The sequence below is a fragment of the Glycocaulis alkaliphilus genome, from assembly GCF_004000605.1.
In the GTDB taxonomy this organism is placed as follows: domain Bacteria; phylum Pseudomonadota; class Alphaproteobacteria; order Caulobacterales; family Maricaulaceae; genus Glycocaulis; species Glycocaulis alkaliphilus.
Genome location: NZ_CP018911.1, coordinates 2,207,193 through 2,225,551 on the forward strand (window position 1 = coordinate 2,207,193; position 18,359 = coordinate 2,225,551).

The following is an 18,359-nucleotide window of genomic DNA, read 5'->3' on the forward strand; positions in this document are numbered from 1 at the left end:
AAATGACACCCCGCGCCATATCGTCAACCTTTCGCCAACCGGCCTGCGGTTAGTTTGCACCGATGAGCAATGCGAGCGAAGCCATTTGTGCCGCGTACCGCGTGTTGGGCCTGGAGCCCGACAGCGACTACGCGTCGGTGAAATCTGCCTTCCGTAACAAGGTGAAAGCGGTCCACCCCGATCATGTGGAACCAACCGCCGATACGCTGTCGCGCCTGCAGATTCTGCTCAAGGCCCACGAAATCCTGAAAGTCTGCGCGCCGCGCCAGATGGACCTCGTTTTAACGCCGGACGAGGCGCGCGTAGGCGGGCTGCGCACGGTAGATCTTGATGGCCGCAGCGCCATGATGCGGGTGCCGCCGGTGACGAAGACTGGAGCGATTGTCGTCCCGATTGGCGAGCCGGTCTGGCGGGTGCGCATTCTGGTGCGCGATCCGATGGCCGACTGCGCCGCCGATGAAGGCCCCGCAGAGCGCGCCGCGCGCGAAGAGAAGGCCCGCAAGCTGGCCGAAGCCGATGCCCGCCGGCAGGCGGAGGAGAATGCCGGTCTTCTGTCGGCCTTCTATGAGCGCTTTGTCAAAGCCTCTCCGGCGGCCCGCTTTGCCCGCTGGGTGCGCAAGAACGCGGCGTAAAGCTTGTTGCGTGATCGAGGAAGTCGGCCTACATTATCTGTATGACCACTTTATCGCAGCGCCCGACGGCACTTACCCAAGCTGATGTTGATGCTTTCAAGAAGGCGTCCGAACAGGTCGTTAAAGAGCATGCTAGATCGCCCGAAGCGGCCAGAGCTTACCTCGTGCGACTCGGAGTGATTACCGAAAATGGCAATCTCCGGCAGGTGTACCGGCGCTAATTACACCCTGTGTTCGATCTGTCTTACGGTCTAGTTCTCGGATATCACGGCTGTGACGATAGCACAGCTGAAAACTTACTCAGCGGCAACCCTTTCAAAGCCAGTGAGAACGCATACGACTGGCTGGGAAAGGGTATTTATTTCTGGCAGCACAACCCTAAGCGAGGCCTTAGCTTCGCAAAAGAACTAGCTGCACATCCCAAGCGGGGCAGAGGCATCACAACACCGACCGTCATTGGCGCCGCGATACAGCTTGGACATTGCCTCGACCTTATGACGGAGCAGGGGCTTGAGCTGGTTGCTGAGAGCTACCGCACCCTCGATGCAGTCTACAAGGCCAGTCCAAGCTTACCACGCCCGACCAACTCTGCAGATCTCCTCCGGCGAAACCTCGATTGTTCCGTAGTAAACAATTTGCACCAAACCCGGGTAGACAACAAAATGCCCGCCTTCGACACGGTTCGGGGCGTCTTTGAAGAGGGCGGTAAGCTCTATCCCGGCGCTGGCTTCTGCGAGAAAACGCACATACAAATCGCTGTTCGCAATCCGGCGTGTATTCTCGGTGTTTTCCGGGTTCCTAAAGAGCATCTGAAATAGCCTATGTCTCACAACAGTTTCGGTCATCTGTTCCGCTTCACCACATGGGGCGAAAGCCATGGGCCTGCCCTTGGCTGCGTGGTCGATGGCTGCCCGCCGGGCATCGCGCTCACGGAAGCCGACATCCAGCCCTTCCTCGACCGGCGCAAACCCGGCCAGTCACGCCACGTCACCCAGCGCCGCGAGGATGACGCCGTGCGCATTCTCTCCGGCGTGTTCGGGGACGAGCGCACGGGCGGTCAGGTGACAACCGGCGCACCAATCAGCCTGATGATCGAGAACACCGACCAGCGCTCAAAGGATTATGGCGACATCCGCGATAGCTGGCGGCCCGGCCATGCCGACTACACCTATGACGCCAAGTATGGCGTGCGCGATTATCGCGGCGGCGGGCGCTCCAGCGCGCGGGAAACCGCTGCGCGCGTTGCCGCCGGAGCGATTGCCCGCAAGGTTCTGGGAGACACAATCACCATTCGCGCCGCCCTCATCCAGATCGGTCCGCGCGCGATTGACCGCGCCCGCTGGGACTGGGACGAGGTCAGCCGCAACGATTTCTTCTGCCCGGATGCGCAGACCGCCAAGCTGTGGGAGGCGGACATGGATGCCATCCGCAAGGACGGCTCGTCTGTCGGCGCGCTGGTTGAGGTGGTGGCCACCGGCGTGCCCGCAGGCTGGGGCGCGCCCGTCTATGGCAAGCTTGATGCCGATCTTGCCAGTGCGATGATGAGCATCAATGCGGCCAAATCGGTCGAGATCGGCGCAGGCCTCGAAGCCGCTTCGCTTCGCGGTGAGGACGCCGCTGACGAGATGTATCTCGATGAGAACGGCCGTCCCGCATTCCGCTCCAACCACAATGGAGGTGTGCTGGGCGGCATCTCGACAGGGCAGGATGTGGTTGTCCGCATGGCGATCAAGCCCACCTCCTCCATCCGCATTCCCCGCCAGAGCCTGAACCGCGATCTTCAGAGCGTGGACGTGATCACCAAGGGCCGCCATGATCCATGCGTCGGCATCCGCGCCGTGCCGGTCGCCGAAGCGATGGTGGCGCTGGTGCTCGCCGACCACATGCTGCGCCACCGCGCGCAGACCGGCCGATGACTCTGCACTCCGGGCCGAAGCTGGCCGTCGGCGGCGTGGTCTGGCGCGGCGGCGAGGTGCTGCTGATCCGCCGCGGCAAGGAGCCCTGGATGGGCCAGTGGTCCATTCCCGGCGGCAAGGTGGATTTCGGTGAGACGCTGGAAACCGCACTGGCGCGTGAAATCCGCGAGGAGACCGGCGTCGAGGCTGCGCTGAAAGGCTTTGTCGGCGCGTTTGAATCCATCACCGCCCACGGCCATTACGTAATGATCGACTATGCCTGTGAATGGCTGTCGGGCGAGCCGGTGGCCGCCGATGATGCGCTGGACGCCGCCTTCTTCCCCTTTGCCGAGGCGATGGAGAAGGTGGGCTGGGACGAGACGCGCAATGTCATCTCGCTCTCGAAATCTTTTCTCGCGCCTTGAACATGCCGCTTTTTCAGACGAGTAGACGCCCCATGATCGCGCGCATCGCCCTCCTCGCCCTTCTTCTGCCTGCGCTGACGGCCTTTGCCCCCAAGCCGGGCATGCTCGCCAGGCAGGCGCCCGCTCATGGCAGCGCCCAGTCCGACGCCACCTACCCGCTCGAACAGCTCGCCGGCGTGCTGGGAGAGTTGCACGCCCTCGCCTTCCTGTGTCAGGGGTCGGGCGCGCAAGCCTGGCGCCGCCGGATGGAAGAAATGCTCAATCTGGAAGCGCCCGATAATGCGCGCCGCCAGCGCATGATTGCCCGCTTCAATGAAGGCTTCCGCCAGCACCAGCAGCGCCGCACGCGCTGCGGCGCGGAAAGCGAGATGGAGGCCCAGCGCCTCGCGCTTCAGGGCCAGGCGCTGTCGGAGACACTGCGGCGCAATTACGCGGATTGATCTTGCAAATTTGTACAGAATTCTGTACATGTTCCACATGGATACGATCCTCACCTTCAGCCAAGCGCGCGCCAGCCTGAAAGCGCTGATGGAGCGCGTCACCGGCAACAAGGCACCGGCCATCATCACCCGTCAGGGCGGTGAGCCGGTGGTGATGGTGCCGCTGTCTGAATGGGAAGCCATTCAGGAGACGAACTATCTGCTCAAAAGCCCGGCCAATGCCGCGCGCCTTGCCGCCTCCATCGCCGCTGCGGACAAGGGCGAAGCCGTGCGCCACAGCGCCGATGAGCTTGCCGCGCTGCTGGACCGGTGAATGTCGAGCTGACGCCTCAGGCCCTTGAGGATATTGGCTGGCTGACCGCCCAGCAGCCCAAACTCCTGAAACGCTGCCTGAAACTCATCGAGGACATACGCCGTGCGCCGTTTGACGGCCTTGGCAAGCCTGAACCGCTAAAGGGCTCGCTGTCGGGCTGGTGGTCGCGCCGCATCGATGGCGAACACCGCCTCGTCTACCGCGTCACCGGAACGGGCGACGATGCCCGCATCCAGATCGTGCAGTGCCGGTATCATTATTGAGGGTTTGAGATGATTTGGGATAGCTATGAGTGGAAGAAATATTTGAGGCGCTTACTCTGGGATTTAAAGCGCAAAATCCAAGAAGAAGGTGATGAAGTTCCTTTTATAGTAGAGCGAAATATTTTCATTATCGCGTTCACTATCAGAAAGCTTTTTGATAGCCACAAAATAACCGACAAACTTGCGTCTCTTGAATTTTCATTCCGAATGCATCGAAAAATTGGAGAAAGGCACCACGACCGTTCACTCCACACGGCAGACCCTGAATACTGGGATTTATGCTCCCACACTGTAGCTAAAATGAAGATACGGGATGTCTGCAATGAAATTATTCACAGCGACATACTGAATTGGATCGGCGACGAACAGCAAATAACAGCCTTCTTTGTGGCTTCCGAACTGAGGGCCTCGAAGCGCCTAGTTCAGATTGATTTTGAAACGTTTACCCACATCACAGATCTAGTAATCTCTGATAGCGTGGACTCCATCTCAATTTCATTCGATGAAACTGGAAAGATCGAAAAGCGCCAGCTTAATTAGGACTCACAACGGAATATTGTCGTGTTTCTTCCACGGGTTGGTGAGTTTCTTGTCGCGAAGCGTGCGCAGTGCCTTGATGAGGCGCACGCGTGTGTTGCGCGGCTGGATCACGTCATCGAGATAGCCGCGTGAGGCCGCCACGAACGGGTTGGCAAAGCGCGTCTCGTAATCCTTCACGTGCTCGGCCATTTTTTCAGGATCATCCATATCCCTGCGGAAGATGATCTCGGCCGCGCCCTTCGGCCCCATCACGGCGATTTCCGCCGTCGGCCAGGCATAGTTCACATCGCCGCGAAGGTGTTTCGACGCCATCACGTCATACGCCCCGCCATAGGCCTTGCGGGTGATGACAGTGAGCTTCGGGACCGTCGCCTCGGCATAGGCAAAGAGCAGTTTCGCGCCGTGCTTGATGAGGCCGCCATATTCCTGGCGCGTGCCGGGCAGGAAGCCTGGCACATCGACAAAGGTGATGATCGGGATTTCAAACGCATCACAGAAACGCACAAAGCGCGCGGCCTTCTTGGACGCATCGATATCGAGCACGCCAGCGAGCGAAAGCGGCTGGTTGGCGACAAAGCCCACCGTCTGGCCTTCGAGGCGGCCAAAGCCGACCACGATATTCTTGGCATAGTCCGGCGCGATCTCGAAGAAATCGCCCTCGTCGGCGGTTTTCTGGATCAGCTCGCGAATATCGTAGGGCTTGTTCGGGTTGGGCGGGACCAGCGTATCAAGGCTCGGCTCCACGCGGGCCGGATCGTCATAGACCTCGCGCACCGGCGGCTTGTTGCGGTTATTCAGGGGCAGGAAATCGATCAGGCGGCGCATCTGGATGAGCGCTTCAAGATCGTTGGAGAAGGCCCCGTCCGCCACGCCGGACTTCTTGGCGTGGACGCTCGCCCCGCCCAGCTCCTCATGGGTGACGATCTCGTTGGTGACGGTTTTGACCACGTCCGGCCCCGTCACATACATGTAGCTGGTATCCTTCACCATGAAGATGAAGTCGGTCATGGCGGGCGAATAGACATCGCCGCCCGCGCACGGGCCCATGATCACGCTGATCTGCGGGATCACGCCGCTGGCCAGCACATTGTTCTGGAAAATCTCGGCATAACCGCCCAGCGCATCGACGCCCTCCTGGATGCGTGCGCCGCCCGCATCGAAAAGCCCGATGATGGGCGCGCCGTTCTTCAGCGCGGTTTCCTGCAGGCGGGTGATCTTGCGCGCATGCGCCAGCGAGAGCGAACCGCCAAACACGGTGAAATCCTTGGCAAACACATAGACGAGACGGCCGTTTACCGTGCCGGAGCCCGTCACCACGCCATCGCCGGGGATTTTCGATTCGTCCATGCCAAAGTCGGCGCACTGATGCTCGACAAACATGCCGGTCTCTTCAAACGAGCCGGGATCCAGCAGCACATCAAGGCGCTCACGCGCGGTCAGCTTGCCCTTGGCGTGCTGGGCCGCGATACGCTTTTCACCACCGCCAAGGCGCGCCGCTGCGCGCTTGTCATCAAGCTGTTCGAGAATGGGTTTCATCGGTTTGGCCGTCCGCCCTGAACTGGAGTTGTGTTGGTCGCCGTGCTGGTTAGCACGCAGAGCCCAAAGGGCAAATCCCGGCCAGCTCCGGCGCAGGCGCAAACGCCCCGCGACAAGCAGGCCAAACCCTTGCTAGAACGCTGTTCATGACCAGTAACGATACCAAACGGCCCGCAGACACGTTCGAGGAGATGGACGAGACCGCCACCTCCGGCGCGATCACGGCGACCGATCCCGGCGCGGCGCATGGCAAGTTCCGGCCCGGCATCGTCTCGCGCGTCGGCATGGCTATCGGGCGGGCTTTGCCACCCGGCCGTCCGGGCCTGAAGCTGGCAGGTCTTGCCCAGCCGCTTGCCATGAGCGCGCTGAAAGACGGCGTGGCCGATATCAAGGTGCTGGGCCTGAAGCTGCGTCTGCACCCTAACGACAATCTGTCCGAAAAGCGCGCCTTCCTGACCCCGCAATGCTTTGACGCGGTAGAGCTGGACGCGCTGCGCGGCGCGATGGGGCCGGGCAAGATTTTTATCGATATCGGGGCCAATGCGGGTCTCTACAGCCTTGTCGCCGCCAAGGCGGGCGGGCCGGCCGCACGCGTGATCGCGGTCGAACCACAAGACGAGATGCGCCGCCGCCTGGCCTATAATGCGCGTGCCAACAGTCTGGACAATTTAGAGATTTCCGGCGTGGCGGTGGCCGATTATGAGGGCGAGAGCGTGATGCGCCTGATCGGTCATAATCGCGGCGGCACGCAGCTGGCCGTCACCGATGATGGCGCCAGCGGACGCACAACGGCGGTGCGCGTGGCAAAGCTTTCCACCCTGCTGGAGGAAATGCGTGTCAGCCGGCTGGACGTGATGAGGATTGATGTCGAGGGCGCAGAGCTGGCCATTCTGGCCCCCTTCTTCGCCAGCGTGCCGCGTGAGACATGGCCTGAAATGATCATCATGGAGCGTCCGGCCGTCAGCAAGGCCGGGGCCGCGCGCGATGCGCTGTCACTCGCCTGCTCACGCGGCTACCGGGTAGAGACCGAGACCCACACCAACGCCATTTTGAAACTCGCCCGCACCGAGGGCTGACGGGAAGGCGCGGGGGCAATCAAGGCATGGTCTTCAGCACGCCAATATTCCTGTTCGTCTTCCTGCCCCTGACGGTTCTGGCGTTCTACGCGGTGAACCGGCGGCTGGGCCATGAGGCCGGGCTGATCTTCCTGCTCCTTGCCTCGCTTGTCTTCTATGGCTGGTGGGATGTGCGCTTCATGCCGCTCATCCTCGGCTCGATCGTGGTCAATTACGCCCTCGCGCGCGTCATCAGGCCCGGCAATGGCGGCTGGCTGCTGGCCTTTGGCGTCGCGCTCAATCTCGGCGCGCTGGCGGTTTTCAAATACGCCGATTTCTTCGTACGCAATGTGAACGCGCTGACCGGGCTGGAACTCTCCGAACCCGGCCTGCCCTTGCCGCTGGCCATATCCTTCTTCACCTTCCAGCAGATCGCGTTCCTGGTCGATTGCTCACGCCGGATCACCGCGCCCGACGGCAAACCCCACCGCTACAGCCTGTTCGTTGCCTTCTTCCCGCAGCTGATCGCCGGTCCGATCGTCCATCACCGCCTGATGTCGCCGCAGCTGGGCGAGAAAAGCCGCCAGAGCGATATTAGCGCCAATCTGGGTATCGGGCTGTCCATCTTCGCGGTCGGCCTGGCCAAGAAGGTGCTGCTGGCCGACAATCTCGCCCCTTACGCCAATGCCGCCTTTGACACCGCTGCCGCCGGGGAGCCGGTCGGGCTGTGGCTCGCCTGGACCGGCGCGCTGGCCTACACGCTGCAGATATATTTCGACTTTTCGGGCTATTCCGACATGGCGATGGGCATTGCGCGCATGTTCGGCTTTCAGCTGCCGGTCAATTTCAATGCGCCCTACAAGGCCCGCAACATCACCGATTTCTGGCGGCGCTGGCACATCACCCTGTCGCAGTTCTTGCGTGACTATCTCTATGTGTCGCTCGGCGGCAACCGCAAGGGCTATGCCCGCATGCTGGCCAATCTGATGATCGTCATGCTGCTGGGGGGCTTGTGGCATGGCGCGGCGTGGACCTTCGTGGTCTGGGGCGGGCTGCACGGCGCAGCCCTGATCTGGTGCCGCCTGCTGGACCGCTGGTTGCCGAACGGCCTCTTCGGACGCTTCTGGATAGCGTCCAGCGCCTGCACCTTCCTGTTTGTCATCATCACCTGGGTATTCTTCCGCGCCACCAGCTTTGATGCGGCGGCCATCATGCTGCAGGGCATGGCCGGACTGAACGGGCTGGGCGTCAATCCCGGCGACGGACCGTTTATCGCGGCCATTATCGGCCTCATCCTCATCTGGTCGCTGCCGGAAACGGCGCAGATCTTCTACCGCCAGATCGAGGATGGCGTGCTGAAAACCGCCAATGTCGCACCACCGCGCAAGGAGCGCTGGAAGCCGAATGCGCGCTGGGGCATTGGCCTCGCCGTCCTGCTGTTTGCGTGCATGATCGCCAGCTGGTCCTATTCCGAATTCATCTATTACAACTTCTGATCAGATGCAGCTTTATACCCGCCTCTTCCTCATCATTCTCGGCAGCGCACTCGCCCTCTTTGTGGCGTTCAACGCGCTGGTCGATCCGTATGATACGGGAACGGGCCCGCGTATTGCGGGACTGACGGCGGAAAAGACCCGCGTCCACGAGGACGGGCGGCGCGTACAGGTCGGCCACCAGATAGGCCAGGTGAGCGCCGGCACGCTCATCACCGGGTCTTCGCGCACGGTGGATGGCTTTCCGATGGAGGTCGAAGACTGGCCGGGGGGCCTGTGGAACGCGGGCATCAGGGGATCGAACGCGTTCGAGCTGGCGCATCTGGCCGCCATTGCGGGCCGGGAAGCGGACCTGCGCTGCTTCATCGTGGGCCTCGACATGGCCGAGTTTGCCAGCGGTGAAAAATACAAGCCTGCCTTCCCGATCAGCCGGCTGGCCGACGGCCGGCGTTTGGTGGCCACGGCCCGCGTGACCCTCTCGCCCAACACGTTTGCCCGCGCCGTTCAGACCGTGCAGGAGAACATCACCGGCACTGCGCCGGAGCCGCCCTTCCGGGCGGTTTACCCCGCAGGCGAGCAGTACCGGCGCTTCATGAACACGCCCCTTCCCACGCTTAGCTATTACCGCGCCATGCGCGTCTCGCCTGAACGGATGGACTTTCTCTTTTCCACGCTGGAAGCGCTGGCACGCGAAGGCGTGCAGGTGATCGGCTATATCCACCCGGTCCATGCCTGGAACGAGGAAGCCATCTTTTCCGCCGGGCGCACGCAAGCCTATTTCGACTTCCGGGCAGAGATGGCGGCACGCTTTGCTGCGCTGGAACAGGCTGGCGAACCTGTGAGCGCCTGTGTTCCCGGTGGCGCGGCCGTGCTGTGGGACTTCTCAGGCTACCAGCCCCCGTCCACCACGCCCCTGCCCGCCCCGGACCAGACCATCAGCCATGATGTCTACCACGAACCGGCGCACTACCTGCCCGCGCTGGGGCTGCAGATGCTGGCCGTCATGCAGGCGGGCGAACCGATTGACGGGTTTGGCATCAATCTCAGCCAGAGCGATCCGCGCAATAGCGAGGCCGCCATTCTTGCGCGGCGCGAGGCGTATCGCAGCACGCCGGATGGCGAGAGGCTGTACGCCATGCTGGCCCCGGCACTGACAGAGACGGGCTCGCGCGGCTGGCAGAGCGTGGGTATCAGCCACGCCGAATGGCGCAGCCTGATCGCGCTGAACGGGGCGATAGCCAGCCGCGAGGAGCGGCTCGCGGCCAGCGCCGACTAGTTGCGCTGACGCAGGAGCTTTTTCAGGAAGTATTGCAGCCCGCCACGGTTTTCCTTGCGGTCGAGCTCGTCCTGACTGGTCAGGAAGGTGACCTGGATCACGTAGCGCTCGCCCTCGAACGGCAGATGGCCGTGCCAGGAATTGTCAGAGCGCAGAAAGGCGAAGACCTGACCGGCGAGCGGTGGCACCTGGGCGGTATAATCGGCAAAATCGTCCGGCCCGTTGAGCACGCGGATACAGCCCGCATCGCTCTCATCCCAGTGCTCATTGAGATAGAGCAGCATGGTGAGGATTTTCGATTTTGAATCGTTGTGGATCGGCCCATCCGACAACTTGGAGATGCGGCGCACCGTGATCATGCGCGGCTTGCCGGACAGATCGATGCCCAGCTTTTGCCCGAGTATCTCTGCAAGACGCGGGCTCATCAGATCATCGGTGACGGCGGCGAACGCGCCCTTGCGCTCCAGCTTGGACAGCGGCAGATAGCCCGGCTCGTTGATACCGGGATAATCGGCGCGGATCTGCGCAGCCTGCTCCGGCGTCACGACATTTTCAGCCATCAGGTAGGTGTAGGGCTGGTGCTGCACCGGACCGGAGGCCAGAGCCTCGAAATTCATCAGCGTGGTGGCGCTCATCCGCTTGTCCTTTGAAACCGTCGCGCTTTCCGTGAGTTCTATCTACTATCGTAGCCTGTCCCGTTCAATCGGCCTGCGCTTACGCGCCGCAACTGGCAAGGAAAGAGACCATCATGTCCGAACCCGATATCATTATAGAAGGCCGCAAGAAGGATCTGGGCGGGTTTCAGGTGGCGCGTGTGCTGCCATTCGCGAAGAAGCGCATGGTCGGCCCATTCGTGTTCTTCGACGAAATGGGCCCGGCAAGATTCGCGCCCGGCAATGGGATCGACGTGCGCCCGCACCCGCATATCGGGCTGGCCACCGTCACCTATCTGTTCGAGGGCGCCATGCACCATGCCGACAGTCTGGGCGTGTCGCAGGAAATCCTGCCCGGCGCCGTCAATCTGATGATTGCCGGCAGCGGCATAACCCACTCGGAACGCACCGACCCGGAAGTGCGCGCGCGCGGCTTCTCCCTGCACGGCATCCAGACCTGGATCGCCCTGCCCGAGGCACGCGAGGAAGACATGGCCAGCTTCGAGCATTACAGCGCCGACACTCTGCCAGTCTTCGTCGAGGGCGGCGCCACGATACGCCTGATCATCGGCAGCGCCTACGGCCACACCGCGCCGACGACCATGCTGTCGCCGACCATCTATTTTCACGCTGAGATGGCGCCAGGGGCATCCCTCAAATTGCCCGAAGACCATGACGAACTGGCAGTCTATCTGGTGTCCGGCGACGCCCGCGTTGATGACACCGCGCTGGAGCCCGGACAGATGGGCACGCTGGAAGGCCGCAGCGCCAAGATAACGAGCCAGAACGGCGCGCGCGTGATGGTTCTGGGCGGCGCCGTGATCGGCAAGCGGTTCATTGAGTGGAATTTCGTTTCGTCCTCCAGGGAGCGCATCGAGAAGGCGAAAGAGGACTGGCGCGCCAGCGCCGCTGGCGGCTGGACCGGCACGCCCTTCACCCTGCCGCCGGGCGAAAACGAATACATTCCCCTGCCCGGCGACGATCTGCCCGAACCCCCTGCACCGTCGAAGGACTGCCCGACGACCTAGCGTTCCGTTTCGAGGGCCTTGAGGCGGGCGGCGAGGTCACTGCGCACGTGCAGGAAGTCGAGTATTTCGACGTCCCGGCCTGTTCGGCGGAACACGATGAAGTGCATGGACGCACGCCGGCAAACAACTTCGCCTTCACCGCGCATCCTCAGGCCGTGCAGACGCCGGTCGAGAGGGGATGGCGCTGGCAGGGACTGGCAGGCGTCCAGCAGTTCAAGCCGATAAGCCTGCACCTGCTCCGGGCCGAAACGGTCAAATGTCCAGTCCGCAATATCGACAAGCGCCGCGACGGCGCGTGACGTAAAGCGAACCGCCATCAGACAGAATGGCGTCGGCGGTGGCGGCGCTCCGCGCTATCGAAAGCCTGATTGATAATGTCTTCGACGCTGCCATCGGCGAACGCGCCAGCATCGGCCTCCGCAAGACTGGCTTCGATGCGTCCGCGAAGGGCCGCCATCATTGCCTCCTCCCGCTCCAGCAGGCGCAGCCCCGCCCGCATGGCTTCGCTCACATTCTGATAGCGGCCTGATTTCACCAGACCGTCCAGCATCTCGGCCTGGGTATCGGTGAGCACCACGTTGCGCGTGACCATTCCTGCCTCCTCGGACTATTGGCATAATATGCCAACAAAGGCTTGAATGCTACTCCGGCAATATCGCCTCCAGCGCCTTGCCGGTCACCAGATAGGTGGCAAAGCTCGCCAGCCAGTGACTGCCCTCATAGTGCTCATCAGAGACCGATGCGACGCCCGCTTCACGGTGCTCGGCAGCCGAAGCGAGCAGGGAGGCTATACGCGTATCGCCCTCCGGCAGGCGAGCGGCGATAGCCTCCAGATTCCAGGCGCGTGACAGGTTGAACCCGTCCAGATGGACAAGCTTTCCGTCGGTGGGGTCGAGCACCACGCCGGGGCGGATCCAGTCCGCGCTGCCATCCTCAGGGATTTGCGGCATGAAGGCGGAAAGCCAGTCAGAAAACTCTGACTGGCTCATCACCCGGCGCATCAGGTCGGCCTGCATCAGGCAGGGTGAGAGGAAGTCCTCGCCTGATGGCTCATAGGCCAGCGGACAGTTCACATCGCCCAGATGGAACTCACGCGTCTTTTCCACCAGCAGCGCTTCCAGCTCGCCATGCCTGGTCTGGCGTGCCCAGTCGAGCGCCAGGGCAAAGCCGAACGCGGTCTGGTTATGCGTGCCAGACCGCACCGGGTAGACCAGATTGGGCAACCATTCGAGATAGCGCCTGACAGCCACCTCCTCCAGCGGCTGCAGGACTTCCGCCCAGCGCTGCGCGTCGGCATCATCAAAGGCGCGCAGCTCCGCCGTCAGTTGAAGCAACCAGGCAAGGCCATAGGGGCGCTCAAACGATGCCCGGCCCTCACCCGCCATGTAAGCAGCCTCCACCGCAGCCGCGTCATCGGTGAAGTTCCGCTCCAGCGCGGCGCGCGCCTCGGCGGCGATCGGCGTATCGGGATAAAGGCGCATCAGGCGCACCAGCAGCCAGTGGCCATGCACGGCGGAGTGCCAGTCAAAGCATCCATAGAAGATCGGGGTGAGCTGGCTGGGCGGCAGCGCATCGGCGTCCGAATGCAGCACATGGGCGATCTTGTTGGGGTATTCGCGGTGTACACAACCCAGCGCCAGCCGGGCAAACCGCTCGACCTGCGAAACATCCAGCATGGCATCGCCCTCCTCTGCTTTCGCGGCTCCCGCCCCGGCCACCATGAAGCCGCCAAGGGCCCAGACCAGCAGCCATTTTCTGAAACCCGTCATCGCCTGCCCTCCCTGTCCGTTCAGCGCCGCAAGCCTAGGCGCCATCGCGCTATGGGGAAAGCGCCACACTTTGTGTACTTGGCGCGCTGGCTGTTTCGGGGCTAGAAGGAGGGCATGCACGACAAGGCCCCGGCAAGCGGGCCAGTCCGAGGGAGAGATCATGTCTGACGTAGCAACGCCGATCCGCGATCTGCGGGATCTGGGTATTACCCGTCCAGGCAAGCTGAACATCAACTGGCTTGAACCGGCCCTTTACGAAGAGGCCATCCGGCGCGGCGAAGGCCGCGTGGCTAAGGGCGGCGCGCTACTGGTCGAAACCGGCCAGCACACCGGGCGCTCCGCGCGCGACAAGTTCACCGTGCGCGACGAAAACACCGATGGAAACATCTGGTGGGACTTCAACGCCTCCATGACACCGGCGCATTTCGACGCGCTCTGGGCCGATATGCGCGCCCATATGGAGGGCCGTGAGCTCTTCGTGCAGGAGCTGTTCGCTGGCGCAGACAAAACCCACCGCCTGAATGTGCGCGTCGTCTCGGAGCTGGCCTGGCATTCGCTGTTCATCCGCCATTTGCTGCGCCGGCCTGAAACCGCAGAGCTGGCGGACTTCGCAGCAGAGTTCACCATCGTGAACCTGCCAAGCTTCCGCGCCGATGAGCACCGTCATGGCACACGCCATGGCTCTGAAACCGTTATCGCGATCAATTTCACCGAAAAACTGGTCCTTATTGGCGGCACCTCCTACGCAGGCGAGACCAAGAAGGCCGTCTTCACAATCCTGAACTACCTCCTGCCCGAAAAGCACATCATGCCGATGCACTGCTCGGTCAATGTGGGCGAGAAGGGCGATAGCGCGGTCTTTTTCGGCCTGTCGGGTACCGGCAAGACCACCCTCTCGGCTGATCCCAAGCGCAAGCTGATCGGCGATGACGAGCACGGCTGGTCGGAGAACGGCCTCTTCAATTTCGAGGGCGGTTGCTATGCCAAGATGATCCGCCTGTCCAAAGAGGCCGAGCCGGACATTTACGCCACCACCGCCATGTGGGGCACCGTCCTTGAAAACGTGGTGATGGACCCGGCGACCCGCGCGCTCGACCTTGATAGCGCCGAACTGGCCGAGAACTCGCGCGGGGCCTACCCGCTGCACTACATTCCCAATGCCTGTGACAAGAACACATGCGGCCACCCGTCCACGCTGGTCATGCTGACCTGTGATGCGTTTGGCGTGATGCCGCCCATCGCACGGCTGACCCCGGCGCAGGCCATGTATCACTTCCTGTCGGGCTATACGGCCAAGGTTGCGGGCACCGAAAAGGGCGTGACCGAACCGTCCGCCACCTTCTCCACCTGCTTTGGCGCGCCCTTCATGCCGCGCCACCCGGCCGAGTACGGCAACCTGCTGCGCGAGCTGATCGCGCGCCACGGCGTGCAGTGCTGGCTGGTCAATACCGGCTGGACGGGCGGCGCCTATGGCGTGGGCCACCGCATGCCGATCCGCGCCACGCGCACGCTGCTCAACGCCGCCATTGACGGCTCGCTGTCAGCGGCCCAGTTCCGTAAGGATCCGGTGTTCGGCTTTGACGTGCCGGTATCGGTACCCGGCATTGACCCGGCCATCCTCGATCCGCGCCAGACCTGGAGCGATGCGTCCGCCTATGACGCGCAGGCGCTGAAACTGGCTGACATGTTCGTGGCGAACTTTGAGAAGTTCGAGACCCATGTCGATCCGGCAGTGAGAGCCTCTGCCCCCAGCCCGGATGCCATCCGGGCGGCAGCGGAGTAGCTGGCAGGGCCAAAATGGAGATTGTCCGGCTTTGGCCCGGTCATGACGCCCGCTTCCGCTGAAGCGGGCGTAGTCTGCCCCGGCTCCTTATTCGTCGACGCGGGCAATAATGCAGCGATCCAGCCGGTGAAGCGATGTCCTCCCCCGTTTACGGGGGAGGTGTCAGCGCAGCTGACGGAGAGGGGAGTTCTTTTGTTTATCCCCCCCTCGGCCCTTCGGGCCACTCCCCCCGTAAACGGGGGGAGACACCATGGGCCATACGCTCGGCCGGGGGATGACAAGGTGCAGATGTGTTACGCGCTCTGGCGTTGACCACCGCCGGGCTTGCGCCGGCGATTGCCTGAACGCTTCTGGCCGCCACCGCCATTGTTCTGCTGGCCACGCTGGCCGCCCTGGCGATTGCCGCCCTGGCCACCACCGTGTCCGCCACCCCGGCGGGGGCCGCGCTGAGGCTGCACGGGACGCGTGGGGCCGGAGATCGGCGGAGCGTCATTAAGCCCCTTGATCCGAAGCCCTGTCAGCTTCTCGACATCCTGCAGCAGGCCACGCTCGTCCGGCGCAACCAGAGCCACGGCCCGGCCTTGCGCGCCGGCACGGGCTGTACGCCCGATCCGGTGAACATAGGATTCCGGCACGTTCGGCAGCTCAAAGTTTACCACCAGTTCCACGCCATCAATATCGAGCCCGCGCGCGGCAATGTCGGTCGCGACCAGCACGCGCATCTCGCCGGACTTGAACGCGGCAAGCGCTTTCTCGCGCTGGTTCTGGCTCTTGTTGCCGTGAATGGCAGCCGCCTTGTGGCCGTACTCGGCCAGGAATTTCGCCACCTTGTCGGCCCCGCGCTTGGTGCGGGTGAAGATAATGGTGCTCTTGTTGGCTTCCGGCGCCATCAGGTCGATCAGCGCCTGACGCTTTTCCGCCGTGCCGACATACATGACAGCTTGTTCGATACGCTCGACCGGCTTGGACTGGTTGGCAACAGCCACCGTCACCGGATCGTGCAGGAAGTCGTCTGCCAGCGCGCGGATGGGCGGCGGCATGGTGGCCGAGAACATCACCGTCTGGCGGGGCTTGCCCACCATGTGCAGGATTTTGCGAAGCGCCGGCATGAAGCCAAGGTCGAGCATCTGGTCAGCCTCGTCGAGCACAACCAGCGAGGTGAGATCGAGGCGCGCCTTGCGGTCGGCCACATGGTCCAGCAGACGGCCGGGCGTGGCCACCAGAATATCGAGGCCGCGCGCGAGGGCACGCACCTGCGGCCCGTGCTTCACGCCGCCAAAGACAACCGCATGGGTGAGGCCCGTATGGCGGCCATAAACGGCAATGGAATCGCCGATCTGCGCCGCCAGTTCACGTGTTGGCGCCAGTATCAGGCAGCGGCAGGACAGGCCCGGGGCCTGCTTCTTTTCGGCCAGCAGACGGGTCAGGATCGGCAGCACGAAGGCCGCCGTCTTGCCGGTGCCCGTCTGGGCGATGCCGACAACGTCCTTGCCCTGCAGAAGCGGCGGGATGGCGCGCACCTGAATGGGTGTCGGCGTCTCATAGCCTTCATCCACAACTGCACGCTCGACCGGGGCCGCAAGGCCCAGCTCAGTAAATTTGGTCATATCAATGCCTTTCATGCGGGCGCGCAAACATGCGTCAGCCCGCGAGGGGAGTTATGTTTTTTGACAACTGCGCAGATCAGCCGCCGGTTAGGAGATGGGCCTGCCACACTGGCAGATCATGCATCTCACGCCCGGACTGAAGGTTTGCGGGACATGTCCGCTACCGGTCCGATCAGGCCGCGCTTGAAGCCCTTGGGAGGGCTTTTCTACGCACGCGGCACTTATGCGCTGGCGCGGTGTATGCGCATGCTTTGCGGCGAATGCAAGGCGTATTGCGGTCAGATCACAAGATCGGGATCGAAAAAGATGGCCATCTGGCTTGCGCCGCCCACCCCGTCGCGCACCCCGGCAATATCACGCACCAGCCAGCGCCTGCTGTGACGCGCCGCCACGCCTTCGGCCCATACCCGGAAGCGCGCCCGGTCCCACTCAAACGTGTGTTCGGGATGCCGGAAACGGTGAGCGGGCACGCCCAGCAACGGATTGTATTCGGCGTTGGGTGTGGTGATGACCACCAATTTCGGCGCGATGACATCAAACACCGCCCTCTCCCAGCGCGACAACTGGTCAGGAGGCAGGTGCTCGATGGTCTCCACCATCACTACCGCGTCGACCCCTGCCAGCTCGGGGCGCGGCTCCAGCATGGAGCCTTCAATCAGCGTCACGCGGCTGCGGATATTTTCATCAAGGACGGCCAGTGCCGCGCGCAATGCCCCAAGCGCGGCGACAGATTGCTCAATGCCCGCCAGACGCACAAAGGCAGGGTCTTTGGCCAGACGCAGCAAAAGCGCGCCATCACCGCATCCCAGATCGGCGACCGAACGGGCAGCCGTCAGGCGCAGCACGTCCATCACCGCCTGAAGACGCTCCTCATGCAGGGCTGTGCTCAAGGTTTTCTCATCAGGGCGACGTCCTTGGCCGGGATTTCACAGTGCCAGCCGAAATGTCCCGCCAGCCAGCGCAGGGTTTCCTCGCGATAGAAAACCACATGGGTGGGGTCCTTGCGGTAGTGCCAGCCACCAAACCGGGCATCATCGGTGTGAAAGCAGGTCATCACGCCCAGCCATCCGCCTGGTCTGAGCAGGCCATCAAGCCGCGCAAACTCGGCCGCCGGATCGTGGAAGTGTTCGGCCACTTCAGAACAGGTCACAAAGTCATAGCGGCGTTCGAGAACCGCGGCGTCCGGCGCATAGAATGGATCGTAGAGCGCCACCGAATGACCTGCCTCCTCCATCATGGCCGCCAGTGCGGGGCCGGGACCGCAACCATAGTCCAGCCCGTGGCTGCCCTCTGGCAGCCTCTCCAACAGCGGATTGGCAAGGCGTGACAGAAATTGCCTGTAGCCCGCGTCCGAAGCGTCGTTCTCATGCAGGTCATAATGGGCGCGCTCGGCGCCGGCATCCAGCCGCGAACCCGGATCGAGATAGCGCGCGCCGCACTCTGAGCAGCGGCTATAGCCCTTCATACCCTCATGGAAAAAGGGCTCAACCTGGCACCCGGAACACACCGGGCAGACACACCGCGCCATGTTGATTTCCTACCTTGCTCCTTGATCCGGCCAAGCCTGTCACGCAAAGTTTGTAGCCGGAGCAATACAGGATTACCCTGCCCTTCAAATCAGGCGTATTTGATCATATCCACGTCTGTCAGA

At 62.7% G+C, this 18,359-nt stretch carries 21 protein-coding genes; 13 read left to right on the forward strand and 8 right to left on the reverse strand.

What is annotated here, in order from left to right; translation table 11 throughout:
* Positions 1–62 precede the first annotated feature (62 nt).
* From X907_RS10495 to X907_RS10530, 8 genes are all read left to right on the forward strand, one after another.
* Positions 63–632 (forward strand): J domain-containing protein, encoded by a 570-nt coding sequence (locus X907_RS10495; RefSeq protein WP_127567762.1) that lies wholly within the window; start codon positions 63–65, stop codon positions 630–632.
* A 230-nt stretch (positions 633–862) separates the two neighbouring features.
* Positions 863–1,450: a hypothetical protein gene (locus X907_RS10500; RefSeq protein WP_127567765.1), complete on the forward strand. Its 588-nt coding sequence runs from the start codon at positions 863–865 to the stop codon at positions 1,448–1,450.
* A gap of 3 nt (positions 1,451–1,453) precedes the next feature.
* Positions 1,454–2,548 (forward strand): chorismate synthase, encoded by a 1,095-nt coding sequence (aroC, locus tag X907_RS10505; protein WP_127567767.1) that lies wholly within the window; start codon positions 1,454–1,456, stop codon positions 2,546–2,548.
* Positions 2,545–2,952, forward strand: coding sequence for an NUDIX hydrolase (locus X907_RS10510; RefSeq protein WP_127567769.1), 408 nt, complete (start codon positions 2,545–2,547; stop codon positions 2,950–2,952). Before aroC ends, X907_RS10510 begins: the two co-directional genes overlap by 4 nt.
* Before the next feature lie 32 nt (positions 2,953–2,984).
* Positions 2,985–3,392 carry a TIGR02301 family protein gene (locus X907_RS10515; protein ID WP_170175529.1) on the forward strand — a complete coding sequence of 136 codons (408 nt, stop codon included), beginning with the start codon at positions 2,985–2,987 and terminating at the stop codon, positions 3,390–3,392.
* Positions 3,393–3,420: 28 nt separating this feature from the next.
* A complete protein-coding gene (locus X907_RS10520) occupies positions 3,421–3,705 on the forward strand; it encodes a type II toxin-antitoxin system Phd/YefM family antitoxin (protein WP_233352311.1) in 285 nt (94 codons plus the stop codon).
* Positions 3,702–3,968: a Txe/YoeB family addiction module toxin gene (locus X907_RS10525; RefSeq protein WP_127567774.1), complete on the forward strand. Its 267-nt coding sequence runs from the start codon at positions 3,702–3,704 to the stop codon at positions 3,966–3,968. The genes X907_RS10520 and X907_RS10525 overlap by 4 nt, the downstream gene beginning before the upstream one ends.
* Positions 3,969–3,977: 9 nt before the next feature.
* Positions 3,978–4,508: a hypothetical protein gene (locus tag X907_RS10530; RefSeq protein WP_127567776.1), complete on the forward strand. Its 531-nt coding sequence runs from the start codon at positions 3,978–3,980 to the stop codon at positions 4,506–4,508.
* Between the two features lie 3 nt (positions 4,509–4,511).
* On the opposite strand, the gene X907_RS10535 is transcribed toward X907_RS10530, so the two are convergent.
* Positions 4,512–6,044, reverse strand: a complete 1,533-nt coding sequence (locus X907_RS10535) for an acyl-CoA carboxylase subunit beta (RefSeq protein ID WP_127567778.1) — start codon at positions 6,042–6,044, stop codon at positions 4,512–4,514.
* A 146-nt stretch (positions 6,045–6,190) separates the two neighbouring features.
* On the opposite strand from X907_RS10535, the gene X907_RS10540 reads away from it, so the two are divergent.
* From X907_RS10540 to X907_RS10550, 3 genes are read left to right on the forward strand one after another with little or no spacing between them, the layout of a single operon-like run.
* Positions 6,191–7,120 carry an FkbM family methyltransferase gene (locus X907_RS10540; protein ID WP_127567780.1) on the forward strand — a complete coding sequence of 310 codons (930 nt, stop codon included), beginning with the start codon at positions 6,191–6,193 and terminating at the stop codon, positions 7,118–7,120.
* A gap of 26 nt (positions 7,121–7,146) precedes the next feature.
* Positions 7,147–8,595 carry an MBOAT family O-acyltransferase gene (locus X907_RS10545; protein ID WP_127567782.1) on the forward strand — a complete coding sequence of 483 codons (1,449 nt, stop codon included), beginning with the start codon at positions 7,147–7,149 and terminating at the stop codon, positions 8,593–8,595.
* Between the two features lie 4 nt (positions 8,596–8,599).
* Positions 8,600–9,868 (forward strand): hypothetical protein, encoded by a 1,269-nt coding sequence (locus X907_RS10550; protein WP_127567784.1) that lies wholly within the window; start codon positions 8,600–8,602, stop codon positions 9,866–9,868.
* Here X907_RS10550 and X907_RS10555 read toward each other — a convergent pair.
* Complete coding sequence (locus tag X907_RS10555) at positions 9,865–10,503, reverse strand: 2OG-Fe(II) oxygenase (RefSeq protein WP_233352312.1); 639 nt, start codon at positions 10,501–10,503, stop codon at positions 9,865–9,867. The genes X907_RS10550 and X907_RS10555 overlap by 4 nt on opposite strands.
* A gap of 113 nt (positions 10,504–10,616) precedes the next feature.
* Between X907_RS10555 and X907_RS10560 the strand changes: the two genes are divergently transcribed.
* Positions 10,617–11,549, forward strand: a complete 933-nt coding sequence (locus tag X907_RS10560; RefSeq protein WP_127567786.1) for a pirin family protein — start codon at positions 10,617–10,619, stop codon at positions 11,547–11,549.
* Here the strand turns inward: X907_RS10560 and X907_RS10565 are convergent.
* The 3 genes from X907_RS10565 to X907_RS10575 are packed head-to-tail and all read right to left on the reverse strand — an operon-like array spanning position 11,546 to position 13,318.
* Positions 11,546–11,866 (reverse strand): type II toxin-antitoxin system RelE/ParE family toxin, encoded by a 321-nt coding sequence (locus X907_RS10565; protein ID WP_127567788.1) that lies wholly within the window; start codon positions 11,864–11,866, stop codon positions 11,546–11,548. The genes X907_RS10560 and X907_RS10565 overlap by 4 nt on opposite strands.
* Positions 11,866–12,141 carry a type II toxin-antitoxin system ParD family antitoxin gene (locus X907_RS10570; protein ID WP_127567790.1) on the reverse strand — a complete coding sequence of 92 codons (276 nt, stop codon included), beginning with the start codon at positions 12,139–12,141 and terminating at the stop codon, positions 11,866–11,868. The genes X907_RS10565 and X907_RS10570 overlap by 1 nt, the downstream gene beginning before the upstream one ends.
* A 49-nt stretch (positions 12,142–12,190) precedes the next feature.
* Positions 12,191–13,318 carry a DUF2891 domain-containing protein gene (locus X907_RS10575; protein ID WP_233352314.1) on the reverse strand — a complete coding sequence of 376 codons (1,128 nt, stop codon included), beginning with the start codon at positions 13,316–13,318 and terminating at the stop codon, positions 12,191–12,193.
* A gap of 160 nt (positions 13,319–13,478) precedes the next feature.
* On the opposite strand from X907_RS10575, the gene X907_RS10580 reads away from it, so the two are divergent.
* Positions 13,479–15,101 carry a phosphoenolpyruvate carboxykinase gene (locus X907_RS10580; protein WP_127567792.1) on the forward strand — a complete coding sequence of 541 codons (1,623 nt, stop codon included), beginning with the start codon at positions 13,479–13,481 and terminating at the stop codon, positions 15,099–15,101.
* Positions 15,102–15,394: 293 nt separating this feature from the next.
* Here X907_RS10580 and X907_RS10585 read toward each other — a convergent pair whose 3' ends face one another.
* The 3 genes from X907_RS10585 to X907_RS10595 form a co-directional block, all read right to left on the reverse strand.
* Entirely contained in the window at positions 15,395–16,708 is a 1,314-nt protein-coding gene (locus X907_RS10585) for a DEAD/DEAH box helicase (RefSeq protein ID WP_127567794.1), read from the reverse strand.
* Between the two features lie 278 nt (positions 16,709–16,986).
* Positions 16,987–17,598 carry a methyltransferase gene (locus X907_RS10590; protein WP_127567796.1) on the reverse strand — a complete coding sequence of 204 codons (612 nt, stop codon included), beginning with the start codon at positions 17,596–17,598 and terminating at the stop codon, positions 16,987–16,989.
* Complete coding sequence (locus X907_RS10595; protein WP_233352315.1) at positions 17,595–18,173, reverse strand: class I SAM-dependent methyltransferase; 579 nt, start codon at positions 18,171–18,173, stop codon at positions 17,595–17,597. Before X907_RS10595 ends, X907_RS10590 begins: the two co-directional genes overlap by 4 nt.
* Positions 18,174–18,359 lie beyond the last annotated feature (186 nt).